Annotated in this window: 19 protein-coding genes; 13 read left to right on the top strand and 6 right to left on the bottom strand. The window is 30.3% G+C overall.

What is annotated here, in order from left to right:
* Window positions 1-36 precede the first annotated feature (36 nt).
* Window positions 37-936 (top strand): hypothetical protein, encoded by a 900-nt coding sequence (locus tag KQ51_RS03720; RefSeq protein ID WP_038469064.1) that lies wholly within the window; start codon window positions 37-39, stop codon window positions 934-936.
* Between the two features lie 91 nt (window positions 937-1,027).
* Window positions 1,028-3,982, top strand: a complete 2,955-nt coding sequence (locus KQ51_RS03725; protein ID WP_038469067.1) for a hypothetical protein — start codon at window positions 1,028-1,030, stop codon at window positions 3,980-3,982.
* A 48-nt stretch (window positions 3,983-4,030) separates the two neighbouring features.
* Here the strand turns inward: KQ51_RS03725 and KQ51_RS03730 are convergent, their stop codons facing one another.
* Together KQ51_RS03730 and mscL are read right to left on the bottom strand one after the other, a co-directional pair.
* A complete protein-coding gene (locus tag KQ51_RS03730) occupies window positions 4,031-4,912 on the bottom strand; it encodes a type I phosphomannose isomerase catalytic subunit (RefSeq protein WP_038469070.1) in 882 nt (293 codons plus the stop codon).
* Window positions 4,913-4,989: 77 nt separating this feature from the next.
* Window positions 4,990-5,442, bottom strand: coding sequence for a large conductance mechanosensitive channel protein MscL (mscL, locus tag KQ51_RS03735; RefSeq protein ID WP_038469073.1), 453 nt, complete (start codon window positions 5,440-5,442; stop codon window positions 4,990-4,992).
* A gap of 117 nt (window positions 5,443-5,559) precedes the next feature.
* Here mscL and KQ51_RS03740 point away from each other — a divergent pair, with 117 nt between their 5' ends.
* The 4 genes from KQ51_RS03740 to KQ51_RS03755 all read left to right on the top strand — a co-directional run bounded on the left by KQ51_RS03740 (window position 5,560) and on the right by KQ51_RS03755 (window position 8,949).
* A complete protein-coding gene (locus KQ51_RS03740) occupies window positions 5,560-6,663 on the top strand; it encodes an Ldh family oxidoreductase (RefSeq protein ID WP_198763745.1) in 1,104 nt (367 codons plus the stop codon).
* Window positions 6,664-6,836: 173 nt separating this feature from the next.
* A complete protein-coding gene (locus KQ51_RS03745) occupies window positions 6,837-7,535 on the top strand; it encodes a YveK family protein (protein ID WP_038469076.1) in 699 nt (232 codons plus the stop codon).
* A gap of 1 nt (window position 7,536) precedes the next feature.
* Window positions 7,537-8,205 carry a CpsD/CapB family tyrosine-protein kinase gene (locus tag KQ51_RS03750; protein WP_052609142.1) on the top strand — a complete coding sequence of 223 codons (669 nt, stop codon included), beginning with the start codon at window positions 7,537-7,539 and terminating at the stop codon, window positions 8,203-8,205.
* A gap of 39 nt (window positions 8,206-8,244) precedes the next feature.
* Window positions 8,245-8,949: a tyrosine-protein phosphatase gene (locus tag KQ51_RS03755; protein ID WP_038469081.1), complete on the top strand. Its 705-nt coding sequence runs from the start codon at window positions 8,245-8,247 to the stop codon at window positions 8,947-8,949.
* Window positions 8,950-9,003: 54 nt separating this feature from the next.
* Here KQ51_RS03755 and KQ51_RS03760 read toward each other — a convergent pair whose 3' ends face one another.
* Together KQ51_RS03760 and KQ51_RS03765 are read right to left on the bottom strand one after the other, a co-directional pair.
* The gene (locus KQ51_RS03760; protein ID WP_038469084.1) at window positions 9,004-9,627 is read right to left on the bottom strand and encodes a rhomboid family intramembrane serine protease; all 624 of its coding nucleotides are present in this window, start codon (window positions 9,625-9,627) and stop codon (window positions 9,004-9,006) included.
* Between the two features lie 11 nt (window positions 9,628-9,638).
* Window positions 9,639-10,505, bottom strand: a complete 867-nt coding sequence (locus KQ51_RS03765) for a phosphatase PAP2 family protein (RefSeq protein ID WP_038469087.1) — start codon at window positions 10,503-10,505, stop codon at window positions 9,639-9,641.
* Between the two features lie 215 nt (window positions 10,506-10,720).
* Between KQ51_RS03765 and KQ51_RS03770 the strand changes: the two genes are divergently transcribed.
* From KQ51_RS03770 to KQ51_RS03785, 4 genes are all read left to right on the top strand, one after another.
* Window positions 10,721-11,875 carry an SPFH domain-containing protein gene (locus KQ51_RS03770; RefSeq protein WP_038469090.1) on the top strand — a complete coding sequence of 385 codons (1,155 nt, stop codon included), beginning with the start codon at window positions 10,721-10,723 and terminating at the stop codon, window positions 11,873-11,875.
* Window positions 11,876-11,884: 9 nt separating this feature from the next.
* Entirely contained in the window at window positions 11,885-12,580 is a 696-nt protein-coding gene (locus KQ51_RS03775) for a hypothetical protein (RefSeq protein WP_038469093.1), read from the top strand.
* Between the two features lie 10 nt (window positions 12,581-12,590).
* Complete coding sequence (locus KQ51_RS03780) at window positions 12,591-13,289, top strand: hypothetical protein (protein ID WP_038469095.1); 699 nt, start codon at window positions 12,591-12,593, stop codon at window positions 13,287-13,289.
* An 89-nt stretch (window positions 13,290-13,378) separates the two neighbouring features.
* Window positions 13,379-13,948 (top strand): hypothetical protein, encoded by a 570-nt coding sequence (locus KQ51_RS03785; protein ID WP_038469097.1) that lies wholly within the window; start codon window positions 13,379-13,381, stop codon window positions 13,946-13,948.
* 34 nt (window positions 13,949-13,982) lie between these two features.
* Here KQ51_RS03785 and KQ51_RS03790 read toward each other — a convergent pair whose 3' ends face one another.
* Complete coding sequence (locus tag KQ51_RS03790; RefSeq protein WP_038469099.1) at window positions 13,983-14,186, bottom strand: hypothetical protein; 204 nt, start codon at window positions 14,184-14,186, stop codon at window positions 13,983-13,985.
* A gap of 1,842 nt (window positions 14,187-16,028) precedes the next feature.
* Between KQ51_RS03790 and htpG the strand changes: the two genes are divergently transcribed.
* Complete coding sequence (gene htpG / locus KQ51_RS03795) at window positions 16,029-17,918, top strand: molecular chaperone HtpG (RefSeq protein WP_038469103.1); 1,890 nt, start codon at window positions 16,029-16,031, stop codon at window positions 17,916-17,918.
* Between the two features lie 93 nt (window positions 17,919-18,011).
* On the opposite strand, the gene KQ51_RS09640 is transcribed toward htpG, so the two are convergent.
* The gene (locus KQ51_RS09640) at window positions 18,012-20,033 is read right to left on the bottom strand and encodes an HD-GYP domain-containing protein (protein WP_052609144.1); all 2,022 of its coding nucleotides are present in this window, start codon (window positions 20,031-20,033) and stop codon (window positions 18,012-18,014) included.
* Window positions 20,034-20,234: 201 nt separating this feature from the next.
* On the opposite strand from KQ51_RS09640, the gene KQ51_RS09390 reads away from it, so the two are divergent.
* Both KQ51_RS09390 and KQ51_RS09395 read left to right on the top strand, forming a co-directional pair.
* Entirely contained in the window at window positions 20,235-22,496 is a 2,262-nt protein-coding gene (locus tag KQ51_RS09390; RefSeq protein WP_052609146.1) for an ABC transporter ATP-binding protein, read from the top strand.
* 8 nt (window positions 22,497-22,504) lie between these two features.
* Window positions 22,505-24,940, top strand: a complete 2,436-nt coding sequence (locus tag KQ51_RS09395) for an ABC transporter ATP-binding protein/permease (RefSeq protein WP_052609148.1) — start codon at window positions 22,505-22,507, stop codon at window positions 24,938-24,940.
* Window positions 24,941-24,984: the final 44 nt, after the last annotated feature.

The raw sequence follows: 24,984 nt of genomic DNA on the forward strand, positions 1-24,984 counted from the left end.
GATATAATAGATATACTAACAAAAAGGGTGATAGCTATGGTCTCAAAAGAGTTAAGTAAATATATTGAATCTTTAAGGAAAAGAAGAAATATTTCAATTGATGATTTTACTTTTGATATTGTCTCAGTGAGACAATATAAAAGGTATCTAAGTGGAACATCAGAAATGCCTTATCGCACTTTTATTTCTTTTTCCAAGAAGTTAGGATTTAATCCAACAAAAATTCAAGGGGATTTAGAGGAAAGTAAAGTAACAGAGAATGAGAAGATAGAAAACTTCTATAACTCTGTGATTAGACATGAGTATGAAAAAGCAGAGGAATACATGAAAGAAGTTGATGAAGACTTCTTTTTACTACCAGAGCTTGAAGTATACTTTCGAGCAACTGTTGTATTATTACACTATTTAAGAGATGATAAACCAAAAAAAGATTGTCGTATTGAAATATATAGAATAATAGATTTTCCAAGGATCTTAGAAAAAGACTTATTTCACCAAAGTGAGTTATTAGTCTTAGCTCTATTACTTATGTTTATAGATGGTGAAGATAAAATAAAGCTAATGGATAAACTTAGTAAGCAATTACTTAAAGATAAGATAACTATAGGTACTGAGTTTTATGCTAGACAATATGTAACATTAAGACTTGCTAGAGAATATGGTGTAAGTAAACAAGATGATAAAGTAATAGAATTATGCTTAAATGCTATAGATTTAAGTAAAAGACCTAAAATTCACTTCAATTTCGACTTTTTCTATTATTATTTGGCATTATCGTATAGAAACTTAAAAGATAGTACAAACAAGAAAAACTACTATAAGAAACTATATTATTATTTAAAGTTCTTAGATGAACCAAGTAAAACTAGACTATATGAAAAGAAATTTAAAAAAGATTTTGGGATAGAGTTTACCGAAGTTGAAACTAAGAAATGAGTTTAAAAAGTAAACTTCAAGTAGTATAATAATACTTGAAGGGAAAAAAAGACACCCTTTGGGTGTCTTTTTAAATTTTAGGAGGAATAGAATGAAAGCTAATAAAATACTTTTAATAGTAGCAATGCTAATCTTTATTCTAGGTCTAACTGCTTGCAAAAAAGACAATAATGATGGGAATGATACTCCCAATGATTTAGATGCTGACAAAACAATATCTGAGATATATCAAGATATAGAAATGTATGAGAACAGACTAAACGATTTAACAGATAACGATTTGATAGAATCGGATAGTTATGTAGCACCAATTGGGACTAGAATGTCATCGACTACAATAGAGTATGACATTTACACTAGAGAACAACTGAATGATAGGCTACAAACATATACTCCAGCACAAATAGAATCGAGATATATGGAAAATCTTTTTGATGCCAAAGTTTTTGTCTCGAGAATAAAAGAATTGATATTTGATGATCTATACCAAAAGTTTGGTGTGGAGTTTAATCCTGACCCAGATAACTTAGATTTAACATATACTTTCCTAACAGGAAGAGAAGGTTACCTAATTATTGATGCTAATAACGGCATCGAGAATCGCTTCATAAAAATTGGTATGAGTGATGACAAGCTAGAGTACTCAGAATTACTATATAGCCAAGAAGACTTTAATCCAAGTTTGATGAGTGAAACAGAACTGTCGTATAATTACTTCCGCTTTATTGAAGATAAAGAAGCTGTTTATGTCAATCAATATGATTCAAGTCATATCCTATCTTATACTTCTATTGAAGAAGACATGTATTTCACAATCCAAAGTACTAATGATTTAGAGTTTAATGGTGGTGAAGACGGATATCATATCAATTATTATGATAATGAAGAACTATTACAAGTATTTATAACAGTAGTAGATAATCAAGTCGTTTCAGAAGTATATGATGTAATGACAGAAAATGGTTTACTATATCGTTATGAAGATACTGATATTAGTGACTCATCAATAAAGTTAGCTACTAACTTTATTGAAGCTACTGGATATGATTACGTAAAAGTAGCATCATCGGGATATTTTGAAGAAGAAGAGGGTGTTTACAAAAATGGTGGAACTCCTGTTTATGTAGGGTTCCTAAACTTTACTTATAACCCTTTGTATGCATTTGCATCTGTTAAACAAAATATAACCAAAGAGCTATTAACAGATGAACATTTTGATCTAAATTCGTTAGGAATGAATTTAGATCATACAAGAGCATCTCTATCCTACTTTAATTCAATTCAAATAAATGACATAGAAACTGTAAAACAACATTTTACAGTTAATGGAATCGACTTCTTTGGTTCAACCTTAGAAGAAGACTTATATAATTTCTTAGATATTGATATTAGAGCTTCAATTGAAGGAACTAATATTCCAAGTATTCCCGATAATCCAGATGATCCTATCAACACCGATGATGGAACTTTCTTAGTGGCCGCAATGGATTTATTTGAAGATGAGTTTGAATCGTATGGACTACTAAGAACTGAACAAGTCTCAACTTTAGGTACTTCTGAGGTTTTAGGAAAAACATATATCGACAATGATCTTCACTACTTATACTTTTATCGATATATCATGGGTGGAGGTCCTAGTAAGCGATATGCTGTTTATCCATATGATAATAGCATAATAGAACTTATTGGTAGTAATAATGTCTATGAAGCAGAAACTATCTTTGAAGATGATACCGATCAAAACTTCAAACAATTAGTAACAAGTGATAATAATATTTATGATCCTCTAACAGGAATAGATACAGTAACTAAAGTATCTGATACTGAATTTGATGTTACTGGAGACTATCGTATATTAGGGTATGAGAATCAGTTCTTATTTGCTGATAATGATCGTGCATATTCTAACTTCTTAGATTCAACAGTAACTGCAACAATCAAATTCACAGCTGATTATAAAACTATGACAATTGAATTTGATGTTGCTGGAATTGTCAGATATTCATCTTCAGAAGAAGTTCCTTTTAGTGGAACAATAGCAAATACTCTTGAAGAGTTTGATCATTATTATCCGATGGATAATGAACTAGCAAGATGTAATTTCTCAGAGACTATCGAAGATATTATCTTTCCTACAGAAGTAGATACATTTACAGTAACCAGTTTAAGTCTAGAGACTAGATATACAAAAATATACTTAGAGCCAGGGATATATGAACTAGATCATAATATCAATGGTGATTCTCTTACTTTTGAACTAATGAATTCTGATCAACAAACTGTAACTTATAGCGAAGTCTTTGAAATAGATAATAGTGGAATGTACTACATTAGGGTCACAAATCAATCATACACATCTGATGGTTTAAGATTTGTCATTAAAAAACTTGATGTTGAACCATCAAGTATCATAACTTTGGATCCAAATCAAACTTCAGTCTCAATTCAACTAACAGAAGATACCTTTAGTTATATTAAAATACCTAAAGAAGATTCAGATAAACTATTAAAACTGTCTTTGTTAGATGTAGGTCTTAGCGAAGAAATGGGTGAATATCTTGGTGTTGGGCTAATGCCTCATAACCCATATTCAGGTGGTGTTGATGCTGATAGTTATCCTGAAGCATATCTTTATATCCAAGCTAACTCATACTACTTATTAAGGTTTTACACAAACATCGCAGGAACATATACTTTATATTATCAATATGAAGATGTTCCAACAAGTGAGTCGAAAATTACGGATATCAATATAAATGATCTAACAGAACATCCTGACATTTTCTTAAATCAATACCAAAATGAAGTGAAAGTACATTTTACTATCTCACAATCAAGCACCTACAATATGGATGTAGATTACCAATTCTATTCAGTTAAGTATGCATGTGAACTATATACCAGTGATGGTGTCTTAGTGGAGGACTTTAGGTTAAGAAGAACATTTGCTTTCGAACCAGGAGATTATTACTTACTATATACAATATACAATGAAGATACAGAAATAATGACATTGACAGATTATACCTTAAGAGTAGAAAAGTGATTTTCTACTAGATTAAATTATAAAAAAAGGAGCTATAATTAGCTCCTTTTAAAATGTTGTTTTTTGATATTTTAATGTTCCATATATTTTATATTCTGTACTACTAGATACCATTAAGAAGTCACCTATTCTTACGGGTACTTTATCAAATAGCCCTTCGCCTTCTAATATAAAGATATAATCACCATGTTTATGTGATACTTCTTTTGTTAAGGTGTTGTTTTGAATAATATCATAAGTAAAGTATCTATCTCGGTGTATTTTATTGACTCTATTATCTGGAACTGTAATAACATCCTTAGCTTTTCCTTTATGAATCTCTCTCAAAGTACCATCATCTTGTAATCTATTATAATCATATACTCGATATGTAATATCACTTGATTGTTGTACTTCTAATAATGTAGTACCTTTACATATCGCATGCAGGGTACCTGCATTGATATAAAAGAAATCACCTTTTTTAATTGGGAAAGCATTAACTAAGTCTTCTATCCTATCTTGATCTATCGCTTTGTGTAATTCCTCTTTAGTCTTAGCTTTATGTCCAATAATGATTTCTGTATATTCATTAGTATCTAAAACATACCAACATTCTTCTTTACCTAAACTTTTAAATTGCTTAGCGTAATCATCATTAGGATGAACTTGAATACTTAAGTTATCTCTAGCATCGATTATCTTAACTAAGATGGGGAACTCTTCCCCTTCATAGTTACCAAATAATTCTTTATTGTTATTGAATAGTTCTCTTAAAGTCATTCCTTTAAAAGAAGTGTTTGCAATTACACTACTGAATGTCTTGTGAGCACTAATACCCCATGCCTCACCACATCTATCAGGAGCATCGATATAACCAAAGTTATCCTTGATTTTATGTCCTCCCCATACTTCTTTTTGAACTAATACTGGTTTCATTTTAATAATCATAATTATCACCTAATAGAATTGTATCATATTTAGTATGTAAAATGATATATTATAGAAACAAAAAAAAGAAGAGAAAATTACTCTTCTTTTTTTCTTCCTGGTTTCAATAATTCTTTAATATCTAATAATATCACTTCCATTTTGGGTTTAACATCCTCAACAGCTTCAATAACTTCTCCAACTGCGTCTTCTTTAGCTTTTTCCATTGTATCATTTACCTTGTTGATAAGCTTAACGATTAAGAAAACTACAAAAGCGATAATAAAGAAATCAAAAACTGCTTGAATGAAATTACCATAATAAATAGCGTTCTCCATAATTCCTAAAGCTTCATTAGATTCAGTAATTACATACTTATAATTACTGAAGCCTTCATCACCAACAACTAAACTAATTACTGGTGTTAAGATATCTTTAACCAAACTATTAACGATATCCTTAAATGCTGCCCCAATAATAAACCCAACAGCAAGATCTATTACACTTCCCCTGTTTATGAATTTTTTAAATTCACCAATAAAATTTTTCATAACTCCACCTTAACTTTCTTATGATAAGTTTATAATAAAACGATATATCTTTCAAATAATATAAGTGATATAATGGTTATAGAGGTGTATAACACATAAAGAAAGAAGGCATAAATTATGGATAAAAGAACTTGGGTATCATGGGAATTTATAGAAGATTTTATGGTAAGTGCATTTGTAGAAATTGGTGTACCTTTAGAAGATGCTAAAGTATGTGCTGATGTATTAATGGAAAGTGATAGAAGAGGAATTGAATCTCATGGATGTAATAGGTTTAAACCTATTTATATAGATCGTATTAATGCAGGAATTCAATTACCTGTAACTAAAATAGATATATTAAGAGAAACACCAACTACAGCAGTACTTGATGCTAATGATGGTATGGGTATGGTAGCTAGTAAAAGAGCTATGGATATGGCGATTGAAAAAGCTAAGAAATTCGGTATGGGTATGGTTGCAGTTAGAAACTCAACTCACTACGGAATTGCTGGTTACTGGGCGACAATGGCCAGTGACGCAGGAATGATAGGTATAACAGGTACAAATGCTAGACCAAGCATTGCTCCAACATTTGGTGTTGAGAATATGTTAGGGACAAATCCCCTAACATTTGCCTTACCAACAGATGAAGAATTTCCCTTTGTTTTAGACTGTGCCACTTCAATTACCCAAAGGGGTAAAATTGAGTATTACAGTAAAATCGGAAAAGATACTCCAGAAGGTATGGTAGTAGGTAGAGATGGGTTACCAAAAACTGATAGTAATCAAATCTTAAAAGATTTAACTACTCAACAAGCAGCTTTAGCTCCACTTGGTGGTATTGGTGAAGAACTAGCAGGTTATAAAGGTTATGGTTATGCTACAGTAGTTGAAATACTATCAGCTGCTTTACAAGCAGGTAACTTTTTAAAAGCTTTATCAGGTAAAGATGAATCAGGTAATTTAAAACCTTATCATTTAGGGCACTTCTTTATAGCAATAGACACAGAAGCATTTATGGGGTTAGATAGTTTTAAGAAGATAGCTGGTAATATTTTAAGAGACCTTCGTAATAGTGAATTAGCTCCAGGTGAAGAAAAAATATATACTGCAGGAGAAAAAGAATACCTTGCCTGGCAAGAAAGAAAAGATAAAGGTGTACCCCTTAATGAAGCAGTGATGAACGATATTAAAACGGTTAATGAAGCGCTTAAACTAAACAAAAAATTACCATTTTAAAATATAAAAGGAGCTATGCTCCTTTTTTAGTATCAAATAATTAATCACGGATTTGAGACATTGATATCACTTAATGTTTCTACACTTTTAGTTCTAAAATAATTGTTGTAAGTATGTTATACTTAGGAAAGATAATTGATGTACGAAAGTGTACTTTAGAAATGGAGCAAATTATGAATGAAGTAAAAGATAATGAACTTGAAATTGATATAATGCTATTACTTAAAATTATATCTCGTAAATGGATTTTTATATCTCTAATTACAGTATTTTGTACTGTGTTAGCGGGTATTTACTCATATGTAATACTGGATGATGTTTATAGTACCGAAACAAGTATGATAGTGCAAGTTGAAAGCACGTTGGATAGTGAATATACAAATCTAATGACTGGGCAAAGATTAGTAGACACCTATACAGAAATTTCAAAATCTCATAAAGTATTAGAAGAGGTGATTGTAAGATTACCTTCTTATGATTTCTCTGTATCTGAGTTAGAAAGTATGATAAATGTAACCTCAGTACACGATACTCTAATTGTTAAACTAACAGTAGAAGGAACTGACAAGTATATGATTACAAATGTCGCAAATACTGTTACCGATATTGTACAAGAACAAAGTACTATATTTAGTGGTTTAGAAGATATTGAAGTGTTTGATCAAGCAGATGTACCATTAAACCCTTCTGGACCAAATAGATTTCTATATGTTTTTACTGGTATGGTGATAGGGATAATGGTTGGTGTTGTATTTGTATTGTTGATTGAGTTTTTGGATAAAAACATTAAAAATGATAAAGATATTGAAAATCATTTGAATCTACGTGTTTTGGGAACTATTCCTGAATATGATACGGGAGAGGCTGGTTAATATGAGTTATAAAATAATTACAAAAGAAGAACCACATTCGGTTGTAACTGAACAATATAAAAAAGTCAGAACAGCGATAGATTTTTCTAGTATTGATAAAAAAGTAAAAGTAATAAATTTGACTAGTACTTTTCCAAGTGAAGGTAAGACTGTTACAAGTATTAACCTAGCAATGGTTTATGCTCAAACTGGGAAGAAAGTACTCTTAGTTGATATGGATTTAAGAATACCTAAAATTCACAGATTCTTTAATTTGCCTAATAAAGATGGAATCTCTGGTTATGTTGATTCAAGAGATATTAAGAAATGTATTCAAAAGGGTACTGATAATTTAGATATATTAGTAACAGGAAAGAAAACCCCATTTCCATCAGAATTGTTAGCTAGTAAAGTAGTAAATGAAATGATGGAGAAATTAAGAGATATGTATGACGTTATTATAATTGATTGTCCACCAATGACTGCAGTAACAGACGCATCAATAATATCAAACTTTAGTGATGGGACTGTTTATGTATTAGCATCTAGAAGAACTAATAGAGATATGGCAAATAAGGCAATAAATGATTTGAAAAAAAATGGAGCTAACATTCTTGGAGGAGTATTAACAAGAGTGAGTAAAAGAGATTCAAATTATGGTGCAGATTATTATTACTACTATGGGGAGTAATAATCTTACAGTATTTTGTATTAGGTAAGGAGAGATACTATGATAGATATGCATAATCATTTGTTGTGGGATGTAGACGATGGTTGTAAGGATATAGATGAATCAATTAAGATGATAGAAGAAGCTGTTAACAGTGGTGTAACAGATATTTTTATGACACCTCATTATAGACCTACAAAAGGATACATTAAAACATATGAAGAATTGAGCAATAAGTTTACTCAACTGAAGCAAATAATCACTAATCTAAAAATGCCCATTAATATCTATTTAGGTAGAGAAATTGATGAGATTGATGATTTAAAGGTATGTTTTGATAATCAAAACTGTACAACATTGAATAATTCTCATTATGTTTTAGTAGATTTTGGTGCAAGAAAAGCCGATATTGAGGAGTTCATCTACGAGACTAATAGGCTTGGGTACAAGACTATTATTGCTCATATTGAAAGATATAAATATCTCAAGACCTTAAGCATTTTTGATAGTTTTAAAAAACAAGGTGCATTGATTCAAGTTAATGCATCAAGTATTATTTCTCCAAGAAATAAGGATATTAATCGAAAAGTTAAATACCTATTAAAAAATAAACTTGTTGATTTTGTTGCAAGTGATTCACATGGGAATCCAAAGAGCTATCAACAAATGAGAAAAGCTTATACTTATTGTCTTAAAAAGTATGGTACAGAATATGCAAATAAGATATTCATTGATAATGCTAAACTTCTTTTAAAGGAAGTGTAAACTAAACAAAGAATTACCATTTTAAATAATAAAAAGGAGCCTAGGCTCCTTTTTTTAATGTAGTACTTTAAATATGTTTCTTCTAATAACTAAGAATGATAATAAGAACCCAGCTAGGATTCCACCAACATGTCCCCATATACTAATTCCTGCTGATAAGAAAGTAAAAACAATATTTATTAAGATTAAAGATCTAATCGATTGTGTATCTCGTGGTGATAACATATCTCTTCGATAGAAAGTGATATATAGTAAACTACCTAATACTCCGAAGATCGCTCCGCTTGCTCCTATAGTTACAGCGTTTACCTCACTAAAGAAAACAACAACTAAACCAGAAATTATTAAACTACCAAAATAGATAATACTAAACTTCTTACTTCCGATTAATCTTTCAAGTGCACTTGAAAGAGTTAATACTCCGATAATCATATTACCTAAGAAGTGAATAATCCCTCCATGTAAGAATGCAGCAGTTATAATTCTCCAGTAATCACTTACTTCAGTCATTACTGGTTTATATATTGCCCCGATTTCAATCAAATCGTTAGGACTAAATCCACCAGTTACCAAAGTGACAATTAAGAATAAGGTGTTTAATATTATTATTACTGAGGTAACAGGGGCATTCTTATAGAACTGTCGCCAATCACCTGATCTTTGAAATACTGAAAACATATATGTTCCTCCTAGAAGTTAAATTTCTTAAATAGAATAGGATAAACTCCTAAACCAATAAATGCGACTAAACCATATCTGATAGCATCGAGAGCAAATAACAACATTGAACCTTCACTCGCTAGCATATCAAAGAGAACTCCTAGACCTAATTGAATTGATAACATCACAACTAAACCTGAAACAACTCTTATTACTTTTTTAATAAGTGAAACATCCATAGTAAACTTAACATATTTCTTTTCAAACATCATAGCTCCTAATAAACCAATCATTAAACCATATGCTTTAAATAAGTCTTCTTCACCAAGTAAGAATACAAATGGTGTAAAGATGGTTATTGTAATGATATAAAGGATATGAAGTTTCTTATCATCTAATTTAAAGAAGAATTTAGAGAATGCATAAGCAGTTAATATACCTAAGATAATACTTACTAGTACATCTTCTAAGAAGTGTACTCCTAAGTACATTCTTGAGATAGCCATTAACGCTGCTAAAACACTAGCAACAACAAAGAATCTAACTTTCTTCACATAAAACCCTTCAGCAAATAGAAATGCAGTAAAGTTTTGAACATGCCCACTCGGGAAACTATGTCCTGTCGAAGTTTCCGGTCTTAAGTTATTAACTCTGTCTGGATACTTCTGAAAAGGTCTCTGGGCATTTACTAATAACTTTAAAGTATTATTAAATAACCCAGTAAAGAATAAAGTAAAAGCTAAGTATTCACCAAGCTTCTTATTATAAGCATAGTAAACTATACCAAGAATCAGAATATAAACATATTGTTCACCTAAGAACGATATCATATTGAAGAAAAAATCAAAAAAGCCACTTTGTAATGATTGAAAGAATTCGACTACATTAATTGTCATAATTTCACTCCTATCTATTGTACATTATACCATAGATTTAGTAGTGAAGATTTTATGAAATAAACTAATTCAAAAATCTTCATTACTTAATTTGTATTTATTTATAAATACTAATATGATATAATTTATTTAATGAGGGAAAACCTAGTTGTTATCAAGTAGCAAAGACTACTAAAGGGGTTTTATTTAAAATAAAGATATAAAGGTGGTAAGATATGGCAATCAAGATAATTAAATACGAAGGACAACCTGAAGTCCTAGCTTGGAAATATCCGAGTGATGAATTAGGTACTTGGACACAAGTGATTGTAAACCAATCACAAGAAGCTTTACTTTATAAGAGTGGTAAAGCATTAGATTTGTTTGGTCCAGGAAGACATACTCTTAAAACACAAAACATACCGTTATTAGGTAAATTAGCTAAAATACCATTTGGTGGACAAACTCCATTCAAAGCTGAAGTTTGGTATATTAACAAACTAGTTGATTTAGATGTTAAATGGGGAACAATGGATCCAATCCAATTGCAAGACCCTAAATACGGTGTATTTATACCAGTTCGTTCATTCGGACAATTTGGTATCCAAATTAAAGATTCTCGAAAATTCTTAGTTAAATTAGTTGGGACAGCAAAAACATTTGATAAACCAACACTAGTTAAGTATTTCCGTGGTATTGTTATGACTAAAATTAAAGATATGATCAGTGAGTACTTAGTATTAAAAAGAATCTCTATATTAGATGTTAATGCATATATCGATGATATTAGTGAAGAAGTAGGAGAAAAAATCAACGAAACATTCCAAAAATATGGTGTTGAAGTACATGACTTCATGGTTAACTCAATCAATGTACCAGAAGATGATCCCGCTGTTATGAAATTAAAAGCAGCTTTAGCTAAAAAAGCTGAAATGGATATTATGGGTTATTCTTACCAAGAACAACGTTCATACGATACTATGGACAAAGCTGCATCAAATGAAGGTGGCGGAGCTACCTTAATGAATGCAGGTATGCAAATGGGTATGGGTGCAACAATGGGTGCCGCTGTAGGCTCTCAAATGGGTAAAATGACTTCAAACTTACAAGGTAATACACAAAATGAGGAACCTCAAGTTATATGTCCTAAATGTAATGCTAAGAACTCAGCTAGTTCTAAGTTCTGTCATACATGTGGTAAAAACTTAAAAAAAGCTGAAGGTGATGCACCTTCAGGGATGAAAAAATGTCCAAAATGTCAAGCCAACAATCCTGCAAATGCTAAATTCTGTAGCACTTGTGGTGGGAAAATGGAATTAGTTTGTTCTAGTTGTAACCACAAACTGGCTCCCGGTGCAAAATTCTGTCCAAACTGTGGACAAAAACAATAGGAGGGTATTATGGGATTTATTAAAAAATTATTAGTACCATTAGTTATTTTTGCAGCAGTAGGACTACTTACAATTTTACTATTTAATAGTTTTATTAACGGTGAAGCAGTTATCATGTATCCGTTAATTGCAGGACTAGGATGTGTTTTATACTTTTGGCAATATCAACTTACTAAAGGTAAAAAAAGTGGAATCTTCTACATTTATTTATCGGTAATTGTTGCATTCATATATATACACTCACTTGTAATGAGTGCTTTATATGCTAATGCTAGTTTAGATTGGACTACGTTCTTAGGTTTATACTGGATCGTCGTTGGATTAGCAGTATTAGGTATTTTATTCTTGAAACTAATGTATAGAGGATTAAATGATTCTATTAAGAACCAATCAAAAGGGGAACATGGTTTAAGTAAAATGCAAGAACTAGCAAAAGAAACAATGTTTATTCTTGATCAATACAAAAAAGATGCTTCTGAAGCAATCAAAGTATTAAAAGAAGTTGATGAAGCCTTAGAATACAGTGATCCTGTATCACATAAAAGTGTATATCCATTAGAACGTCAAATCGTTAGTGGTTTAAAAACAGGCTTACGTCACGCTAAAAATAAACATTTTGGAAAAATCAAAGCTGTAATGAAAGACTCTAACGGCGTATTATTCCTAATTGAAAAAAGAAATCGCACATTAATCGACAACAAATAGGAGGAACAACATGAATAATCAAAAACAAACATATAGCTGGACGATAGTCGTTATAGCACTAATTGTGTTTTGGCCAGTAGGTTTATTCTTACTTATTGGTAAACTATCTAACGATAGATCTGCATCTTTTGGTGGTGGATCAGGACTTGTTAAATTTGTAGGTATTATACTATTAATTATCGCAGTATCGGGGTTAACAACATTCACCAGTGGTGATAGTAGTGTTATGACTGGTGGTATCATAATGGCTATAGTGTTTGCATTGCCTGGAATATGGCTATTAAAGAAATCAAAAGTTATAAAGAACGATGGTTACAAGAACAAAGCATATATTAACTACATCGTTAACAACCAAGTACATGACGTAGCTGAATTAGCCCGTCGTATGAATGTTTCTCAAGATGTCGTTATCAGAGATGTTAATGGGATGATCAGTAAAGGTATGTTAGGAAGAGCAAGATTAAACTTAAACAATGGTAGAATCGAATTTCCTCGTCCTAAACCAAGTACTACACATAGAGATGCATATAACCGTCCTTCAACTCCTCACCGTGATGAGAGACAAACCCGACAAAGACCTGTCGAAGATGAATATAAACCGTTTCAACCAAAAACGATCAGATGTTCAGCATGTAGTGCCAACAACTTTGTTGAGACCTTACCTGCGCAATGTGATTACTGCGGAACGAGTTTACACGAGACTAAATAAAACAGTTAACATTATGTTAACTGTTTTTTTCTTTATCTTTTTTGTGTTTTAATGTAGAATTTAGTTAAGAGATAAACAAGGAGAAACATATGAGACTACTATTTTGTGTAATGGGTGACGTATGTAATGGTAAGTACGAAATTTACCAATATCTAATAGATGCATACAAGTTTCACCCATATAAGAGCGTAACAACTAAGAAATCAAAGAAGAAGAAATCTAAATTTGATACTTTTGAATACTTACCCCTAGGTAAAATGCTACTCCAAGAGAAATTAGGAGAAATAATTTGCCTCAAAAACATTTATGGATACCACTTTGGTAAAATGATAAGTAAATTAGAAGATGGATTTAGTGTTTGTATTATAGATTACATCGGTTATTTAGAACTCTCAAAGGTTTTTAACACTGTACCTATACTGATTAGAAGAAGTAGGTTAAAACGTTACACACTAGAAGACTGTGGTGTTACAGTACCGACAGAGTTCCTAGCGTACGAGAATTTAAATAGAAAACAATATGAATTTGCTCTAGAAGACGGTAATGTAATTGTTTTAGAACCAGAGAGTATGGTTGATTTAAAGCTTCAAGTAGATAAGATACTTGAACTTTACCTAGAAGATATTAGTTACGATGTAGATATTGATTATGAGATCTAAAAAAGTACAGTTCAAATGAACTGTACTTTTATTTTTAGTCTAATCTAGCTACTTCACAATCATCTATATCGTCCGGTCCATCTTTTTTACGTAGGGAGCAACTTAAGCTATTGCAAGTATCACAACCTACTTCTTTAGCACCTTCTGGTGCTTTTGTATTTGCGTTTAAATAATAAGAACCTATATATATAGCAACTATAATTAATAGGATACCAGCAATTACTAAGAAATTACCCATAATTATCATCTCCTTTATATACTTACATTATATAATTAGAACGTTTTATAAGAAAGAAATAAGCAAAAAATTACAAAATAAACCTAATAGTTTATGAAATGAGTAGAGATCTACATAATTATAATAGAATCCAAAATCTACCAGATACATTATTGATCTTTGCAAAATAATAGTTTATTTATTGGTGAATTTTTATCTAAAGAAAAGTGATTATTCAAAATAATGCAAGAATTTAAGAGACATTCAAAAGGGAATTATCTTTCTCCTGTTAAGTCTAATATTTAGTAGTTTATCGTGTAAATATGTTGTAAGTAGTGAAAACATAAGCAATTGGTCAACTTTTGAAATGAAAACAGTAATTAATCTTTTAAAAAGTGCTAAAAAAGACCTAATGATCTTTAACCAAATATAGTCATATTTGAATGAACTCTGAAAAATAAATATGACAATTAAGGAATCATTCTGCATTTTAAATCGATTGAAATTAAATATATAGAAGTAATGAGAAATATGTAAAATAACACTTTAGACCTATCAAAACTTAAAATATTAGTAAAAAAATACTCTTTAGACCTATCAAAAGATAAAATTACATATTTTAGACTATTTATATTTTTCACAAATCCTTCTCTAAAACGATAATTATTAGTAGTCCAAAATAAATATGGTTTGTTCAATAATAGAGAATCCTAAAATTCAATAAAAGAAGCTATAATTGACGCATTATATTTTTTGAGAATGCCTGAAATAATAATAGAAAACATACATTTGATACTTCTAGAGAAAGGTATATTTATGATTATATTATGAAGGTCAATAAATATATGAAATGCCAAAAATTGCCAAATAGTATTTTAGAATTGAAATTGGAAACGATTATGTTGTCACAAATCATACGTTTTGCCTTGAATTATATTTATCATCAAAAACTGAGAACTCGATCAAGAAAAAGTGGAAGAAATTCGAAAATCACCATACATAATTCTTTATAAAGTGATTATTAATTCAACTTGAATAATAGCAAATAGAGTGTGATAAGTAATAAGAAATACAGATTTTTCATGTTTTCTATCAGTTTTGTGCAAAATCTATAAAGGAATGTCATCACAATTATACAGTAAATTGTGATTCATTTTGGCTATTGTTTATGCGGGAAAAAATTCTTGAATTTTAAGAATACTATATATTTGAATCGTTGAAAATTAGTTTCTTGGATATTTTATGTTATATAATCTGTTGTTTTATACAACTTTTCAATTAATACAGTCAATCCTCCGGAAATCATATTTCCATTAAAAAATCATTAACTATTATCATTTCTACATTGGAAAGATACACGAAATCTTATGCTTCTACGAATAAGTATATTTGACAGGTCTTGAAAACGCTAAAAATTACTAGAGATATCGAGATTAATATGGCGTATTTATTATCGGTAATTTAATGATTTATATGTTTTGAGCGGTCTAAAGTGCAAATATTATATAATTTTTGTCTTTTAGAGCTATCAAACGCTAATTATTTGAATTCTTAGCATATTTGATTTTGAGCCATTAAAACATATATTGAATCAATCAATTATTCTAAAAGTTCATTATATAAATGTATGATTATTTTGCCGGTTTTATTCATTTTTGGCAGTTTTTAACCTTCTGAATAGAAACGTTCCAAGATAATCATTACTCAATTACTTTTTATCGTTTACCCACCAGAATAATCAATAGGTCAATAAATGTTGCAATAATTCCTTTAATTTTAGCACTCTATTCTTGACAGTGCTAACTGGTAGTTGTATAATTGTTTTTAGACAATGAAATAATTGTTTGTAGGAGGACAAAATAAATGGCAAAAACAAAACAATTTAAAACTGAATCTAAGAAACTATTGGAATTAATGATTAATTCAATTTACACACATAAAGAAATATTCTTAAGAGAATTAATCAGTAATGCAAGTGATGCATTAGATAAAAGACATTATTTAGCTTTAACAGATGCTTCTAAGGCAGATGAGTATGAAGTGTTTATTCAATTAGACAATGAAAAAAGAACTATAACTATTACTGATAATGGTGTCGGTTTAACTGAAGAAGAGTTAGTTAATAACCTAGGAACCATTGCTAGAAGTGGTAGTAAAGAATTTAAAGAGGGTGTAGAGAATGACGATATTGATATTATTGGGCAGTTTGGTGTTGGTTTCTATAGTGCATTTATGGTATCGCAAAACGTTACAGTTATTACGAAATCAGTAAATTATGAGCAAGCATTCAAATGGAGTAGTAGTGGAACTGGCTCTTATACTATAAGTGAAACAAGTAAAGAGGAGTATGGAACAACTGTTATTTTAACGTTAAGAGATAACGATGAAGAAACAGAAGAGAACTATGATGAGTTTTTAACTGAACACAAAATTAAGAGTTTGGTAAAAAAATATAGTGATTATGTGAGATATCCTATTAAAATGGACGTAACTAAGACAGATTATCCAGATGATAAAGATCAAAATCCAATTACTTATTCAGAAACAGAAACATTGAATTCAATGATTCCTTTATGGAAAAGAAATAAATCAGATATCACTGATGTTGAATATACTGATTTCTATAAACATCAGTTTAATGACTTTGAAGAGCCATTTAAAGTCATTCATACTAAAGTAGAAGGATTAACTACATATACAAGTTTATTGTTCATACCAAGAAAAGCACCATTTGATTTATATAGTGAAAAGTTCGAAAAAGGACTACAACTATTCTCTAAAGGTGTCTTTATCATGGATAAAAACAAAGATTTACTACCCGATTACTTTAGATTCGTTAGAGGATTAGTCGATACTAGCGATTTAAGCTTAAATATTTCACGTGAAATGCTTCAACAAGATCGTCAGTTAAAGAAAATAGCTACTAACGTTGAAAAGAAAATTAGAGCTGAGTTAGAGAAAATGCTTAAAAATGATAGAGAAACATATATTGAATTTTATAATACATATGGTATCAATTTAAAATATGGGATTTACGAAGGGTTTGGAGTAAATAAAGAAAAACTTCAAGATCTAATCATGTTTAAAACAACGAAAAATGATGAATTTGTTACTCTTAAAGACTATGTAAACGCAATGCCAGAAGAACAAAAAGTAATCTATTACGCCTCAGGTAAGACGAAAGATAGCATTTTAGCTTTACCACAGATGGATTTAGTAAAAGAAAAGGATTATGAAGTGCTATTATTCACTGATGATATCGATGAGTTTATGGTAAATATCCTTATGAAGTATGAGGATTTTGAATTTAAATCAATCAATCAAGGAGATTTAGATTTAGTAGATAAAGAAGTTGAAGAAAAACTTGATGAACTATCAAAAGAAAAAGAATCACTACTAAATACATTAAAAGAAGCATTAGCGGATAAAGTAACTGATGTTAAACTTTCTAAACGTCTAAAAGATAGTCCTGTTTGTCTAGTTAGTGGTGAAGGGTTAAGTATGGAAATGGAGAAAGTCCTAAAGAACATGCCTAATGCTAATGATGCTAAAGCTACTAAGATATTAGAAATAAATCCTAACCATGAAATATTCAATACACTAGAAACACTATATGAAACTAAACCAGATAGTGTTAAGAAATATGCGAAGATTTTATATAACCAAGCATTATTAATCGAAGGATTACCTTTAGATAATCCAGTAGAGTTTAGTAATTTAATGGTTGAATTAATGATAAAGGGAAATAAGTAATATTACCCCTTAGATACCTCTAAACGGTAAAAAAGATTACGTTTAGATAGGTCAAACGCGTAAAAAAAGGAAATTCATTGAATTTCCTTTTTCTTATTTTTTATGAGTTTTGAAGTAATCTTTAATGACACCTTCATTGATCAACTCAATCATATAATCTGTGATTTCTGGATTAAATTGAACTCCTTTATACATATTTAACTCATCAATGATTTCATCAAAAGTTTTCTCTTTTTGATAACTTCTTCTAGTTGCCATTGATGATACACTATCTGCGACTTGTAATATTTGTGAACCAATTGGAATCTCATCACCTTGTAGTTTAGAAGGATAACCTGAACCGTTATACCATTCATGATGATGCTTCACTAATTTGGCGATTTCTTTTAAATCTTCTGATTTAGCTAGGATATCATATCCAAAGATTGGATGGTCTTGTACTTTCTTATATTCTGCTAAAGTAAGCTTTGAAGTTTTATTGATTATATCACTACTAATACCTATCTTACCAATATCGTGGACAATACCTGCCCAGTAGATATCATATTGCTCATTACTTGAGAGATTCATCTTCTTGCTTAACTGGTTGGCAATGAATGCTACATCCTCACTATGTCCACCTGTATATTGATCGTATAACTCTAATGTTCTAATTAGACTTAATACGATATCATCACGAAGACTATTGTTCTTGATGGATAGTTCATTCATTTCATAAAATGAATTAATCATACTTTGGAAAGCTCCAATGTTGTATATATCACCTTTAGTAAAGTTGTTTTTATTTGAACTTAATATATCAAAACTGATTGCACCCATTTCTTCTTCATTTAGTTTTATAAGAATGCTAACCGATTCCTTAACATCAGGTAGTTCATTCTTATATAGCTCATATCTTTCCCCTAAAGCGATTTTGAACTTTTTATTAACATCTTTATTCAAAGTAGGTGAGAAGTTATTCCAGTTGAAATTTTGCTTATTTATTTGCATTGATTTGAATAAATCTAGATCATATCCCTTTGTTGCTAATACTTTTATGTTCTTTGGTCCTCTTACTACACATTTACCATACTCTATGTCGTTAAATATTCTCATAGCGATGCTAAAGATATCTTTTATGTTAGTCTCAATGTATTTGATATCATCATAGGCTAATGTTTCCCTAACTTTAAAGAGCTCAAACGTTGAACTAAGCATATCCTCATATCGATCTTTAGTTTCCTGAAGTTCTTGATTTTTTGAAGTGATTTCAGAAATTAGAACTTTTGTGAAGATTGTGATTATAATGAGAATCAATAAATACAAGTTTATTGATTCAATACTTACAGAATTATAAGGTAAGTCTAATATTTTAAAGTAAACAACATTATAAATACAAATATATAACCAGGAAATGAATATTAACATTCGATAGTTAAAAACGAAGGCGTTAATTATGAATAATATAATGAAAATCGGTCCGAATCTAGTGAAATTAAAACCTTCAATCATTCCTGAGAAAATCATGTACGCAATAATAGCAAAGGTGACAGCAAATAAAATATCCCAATAATTGGTTATGTTGTCCCGTCCTAAATAACTATCATAAGAATTAGACATAATAATACTTGTAGCAAATATCGACATCCCTATAAACATAGGTTTAACAAACCGTGAATACTCATAAATGAAACTATTGTTGTTGGTAGTATAGTATTGCAAACTAGGTAGTAACGCAACAAGCCATACTGTAAGCAATAAACTAAGAATAAAGAGTAATCCTTCCTTAGTTGTTTTGGGAATACTAATTTTGAAGAATTTCAATAAATTATAGAAGATTAAAGGTGTAACTGTATTGATGAATGTGATTGGTAAAGCATATAAAAATGCATGACTTAAAGCAGTACCGTTAACAAGTATTTCAATAATGGGTGTTCCTATTACTGAAGTAAAGAAAATACTTGGTAATATCTTTTTACCAAAAGATATAAAAAACCCAGTAGCAACTGCACTACTTATGAATACTGTATAATAACGAGTATCAGAAGTTAAAAAGGCTGCCTGAGTGTATAAAGATACTAATATAAAGGCGGATACATAAATATTCTTTACAAAGTCATTCGATTTTCTAAGCATTTCCCATCACCTCTTGTTTTTATTATAGATTATGTTCTTAAATATAACAAATAATTATAGAGAAAGTAAAGATAATGTAATCTAGAGTATAGTTTTCGTAAGTTACACACTTTGTTTGTCAACGTAAATTAAATATAGTATAATATTGTCGGTTATTGTAAAAAAAATATTGAAGGGAAATGTACTACGAGGTGAATATAAATGCTTAAATTAAATAATATTTCTAAGTATTATCACAGTAACGAAGTTGTAGCTCTTGGTTTACGCAAAGTAAACTTAGAATTTAAACTTGGTGAATTTGTAGCTGTTACCGGTGAAAGTGGTAGTGGTAAATCAACTTTACTAAACGTTTTAAGTGGTTTAGATACTTATGAAGATGGAGAAATGTATGTTAACGGTGAGGAAACATCATATTTCTCAAGTGAAGAATGGGAAAGTTATAGAAGACAATATATTGGTTTTGTATTCCAAAACTATAATATAATTGATTCTTATAGTGTTTTGGAAAATGTAATGGTTGCTTTAACCATTCAAGGGTATCCAAAAGAGGAAATTAAAGACCGAGCTTTAGAACTTATTGAAAAAGTGGGTCTTTCGACACATATAAACCATAAAGCTTCAAAACTTTCTGGGGGACAAAAGCAACGAGCTGTAATTGCTCGTGCCCTTGCTAAAGATTGTCCAATCATTGTTTGTGATGAACCTACTGGTAACTTAGATAGTGAATCAAGTGAAACAATCATGAAGTTACTAGAAGAGATTTCGAAAGACAAATTAGTTATTGTCGTTACACATAACTATGATGAAGTAGCAGAGTATGCTACAAGAAAGATTCGTTTATTTGATGGCGAAATCGTCGAAGATAAACAATTGCATAAAAAACATAATGTTGTAGAAAGTGTCAAACTAGCTAACTACAACATGTCTTTAAAAAATTTAATGGGAATTTCTCTAAGAAATCTATTTAGAACTCCTAGAAGAACAATTTTTACAATGGTTATTGGGATATTTATCGCTTTAATCTTTACGTTTAGTTATGGTAGTTATCAAAAGAACGCCAACTCCAATATAAATTATATGGGTTATAGTTATTTTAATAATGTTACCGAAAGAAGAATTATTCTTACAAAATATGATAAAACAGCATTTACAGCTGATGAGTTAACAGACATCAGAGGTATAGCTGATGTTAATTATGTTTTAGACCACGATGTTTTGATGGATTCACGTATTATGTCATATCATGAAGATACAAGAAATGACTATAAATACGAAATGTATAATTTCATCAATCCCGCAGGAATGCTGGATGCTGGCGATTTAAAAGAAGGTAGAATGCCTGAAAGTAAATACGAAGTAATCGTTGAAGCAGATGATGAATACGTAATTGGTGAAACAGTTGAAATGGGATTCAGTTTTATTGAATGGGCAGATAATGATACTCAATCATTCCCAACCAATACTACTGAGTTTACAGTAGTTGGAATTGTTAATAATATATTCCCTTCTGATTGGAATACACGAGTGTATTTCCATGAGGATTTCCTTACAGATGATGAAATCATTAATTATGGTTACTTTGGTGTTTGGGGTGAATCAAGATTTATTAGCTATACATTATCGGGTACATTAGAGGATGAAACACCAATTATGATGTCTCTAAGTGGTATCGACTTCGTTATCAATAATAATTTAGCTGATGGCGAACTTAAGTTATCAGAAGAACAATTACAAAATTTCTGTATGAGAGCGTATGACGACTCAGAAGAAGAACCAGACTTTAGTTGTTATGTAGGAGAAACATTTACAGTTACAAGTAAATCAGCATTCTATGATAATGATATTGAAGTTGAAATTATTGGTGCTCATGATCTAACTGATGGTAAGACATATGGTTCAGTAGAAATGAATCAGGCAACTTACGAATTAATGTTTGATCAATCACCATACCAAATAACGTTGTTTGTTGATGGTTTGTTTGAAGGAAATCAAGTATTGGATCACTTCTTCAATACAGATTACAACGCAATGTATCCTTCAAATAGTACTGATCAGTTTTCAGAAATGATTCAGTTAGTTTCAAATATAGGTTTTGGTTTTCAAGTGTTAATCCTCATGGTTATTATTTACTTCATTAGTTATGTAGTGCTTAGAAATGTCCAAAATGCAAAGAAAAAAGATTACTTAATCTTCAGATCTATTGGAGCAAGTAAGAAAGACTTAAACAAAGTAACATTATTAGAGCTATTCTTTACAATGGCTATGTCATATATTATTACAATGGTTTTACTAACAATAAATGAAATGTTTGTTAGTCCAATCCCACAATACCTAAACTTCTTCTCGGTTGGAAGTTATGTATTTATATTCCTATTACTAACAGTACTATCGTTACTATTAGGAAGAAGATTCAACAAAAAAATCTTTAGTAATTCTGTAATTACTAGCTTAAAGCAAGAGTAGGTGACATCATGATAAAACTAAATAATTTACATAAGTACTTTAACCGAAAGAAATCAAATGAAATTCATGTAATAAATGATATAAACTTAACATTACCAGATAAAGGATTAGTTGTATTACTAGGACCTTCAGGTAGTGGTAAAACAACATTGTTGAATGTACTTGGTGGACTTGATAAAGTCCAAGGTGGTTCAATTCAATTTGATGAGCAAGAGATTAAACACTATAACGCTACAACATGGGATAAAATCCGTAATAAACATGTTGGGTATATCTTCCAAAATTATAACTTATTAACTAATTTAACTGTTTATGATAATATCTCGTTAACATTAAATATGATTAATATTTATGATAAAGAAGAAATTGATAAAAGAGTCGATTATATTTTAGACTCAATGGGTATGATTAACTACCGTAAACGTCGTGCTGCGCAATTATCAGGTGGACAACAACAACGTGTAGCTATCGCAAGAGCGCTAGCTAAAAACCCTAAAGTAATCATCGCCGATGAACCTACAGGGAACTTAGATAGTAAAAACACTCAAGAAATAATGAACATAATTAAGAAAATATCACAAAATAAATTAGTAGTACTAGTTACCCATGAAGAAAACATCGCTAATTTCTACGCAGACCGTATTATTAAACTTCAAGATGGGAAAGTTGTCAGTGACATTGAAAACTCATCTAACGGTAGTTTAGACGTTAAACATGAGACTGATATATATCTTGGAGATATGCGCAAAGTAGAAACGATTAATACTAGTAATCTTAACAATATCGACATCTATTCAGATGAAGATATTAAAGATCAGTTAGATATTAAGTTAATTGTTAAAAACAAAACAATCTATCTTGATGTAAAATCAAAAGAATATAAGAAAATGCAGTTAATCGAATCAGATAGTGAGATTAATATTTACGATGGTAATTATGAAAAATTAGATAAATCTTCATTTGATGATTCTGATTTCAATTTACAATCAATCATTAATGAGAAAGCTCACGATGAAGTATCAAGACATAGTGTTATCACTATCAAAGACAGTATAAAGTTCGCTTGGAACCGTATCAAAGACTCATCTAAGATTGGTAAGTTATTCTATGTTGGATTTGCTGGTGGAGCGGTTTTAATCGCTGTAGCTGTCGGAATGTTAAGTGGTATCTTGAATATGGATCCTTCTAACTTCTTACAAGGACCTGAAGAGATTATCGTTTTCGATAAAGGATCCAATGAATATGATGATATTATTACACTAGCTGATCATGAATCAGTAAATTATTTCCAACTAGCTAACGAGGTTTCAGTAACAATTAGTTTACCTCCAGTCTATCAAAGCTATGAGAATACAAGACGACTTACTAGAAGCGCAGTATATTCAGAGTACTTAGATACATCAAAACTAGTAGCTGGTAGAGCAGCAGTTGGATTACATGAAATCGTTATGGAAAAGGATATGGTAGATGACCTACTAACTGATTCTACTTATACTATGTTAGGTGTTACTACATACGAAGATTTAATGAATCTAGAAATGTTCGTTCGAGTACAATCACAATATGATTCTGATTTCACAATTCCTGTAAAACTTGTTGGAATTGTTGATGATAAAGCTAAAGTTATTTACGCTAGTAAAGAACTAGTCTATATGTCAACATTCAACGTTGGACTATATGAAGTATATGAAGATGATATTACTTTATTAGATGGTTCACTACCTACTACAGATACAGGACTAATAATTAGGGATAATGATTTACTATTAAACCCAATTGCTAGTAATGAGATTGATACAGGATATGGAATCTTCAATAGTACAGCATCATTTACTACCGAAGAAGACGTGCCTAATGTATTGGTTAGAATGGAAACTATTGAAAAAGCATACTTCAATAGTGTCTATCTAAGAAATTACTCTAAGATAAACTTCCACTCTAATGATTTAGAAGCAACTATCGCACATTTAAAAACTGATAATGTTATTTCTGAGAGTTCTTATGATATTCAATTAGAAGAATATAGATCAAATAGATTAGCTAATAGTATTCCTACTATAACATTTACAATAGTAGTACTTGCTGCTTCAGCAGTAAGTTACTTCTTCATCTTACGTTCTAGCTTGCTATCACGTATTTATGAAGTAAGTGTTTATAGAGCCTTAGGGGTATCAAAAGGTGACATTAGAAAGATGTTTACAACTGAAGTTATCTTTATAACAACGATAACAAGTATGATTGGATATTTTGCTACAACATTCTTACTTTATAGAATCCAATTGTTCACAGAAGATATCTTTGAAGGATTTATTTATATCTCACCACTAAGCATTATTGCTGGTATTGTAATAATTTATGTAGTTAATGTAATTGCTGGATTAATTCCGGTTTCTAACTTGCTACGAAAAACACCAGCGGAAATTTTAAGTAAATATGATTTCTAAAAGCACATTAATTTGTGCTTTTTTTATGCTATAATTAAGTAAGA

The sequence above is a fragment of the Candidatus Izimaplasma bacterium HR1 genome, from assembly GCA_000755705.1.
Classification (GTDB): Bacteria; Bacillota_I; Bacilli_A; order Izemoplasmatales; family Izemoplasmataceae; genus Xianfuyuplasma.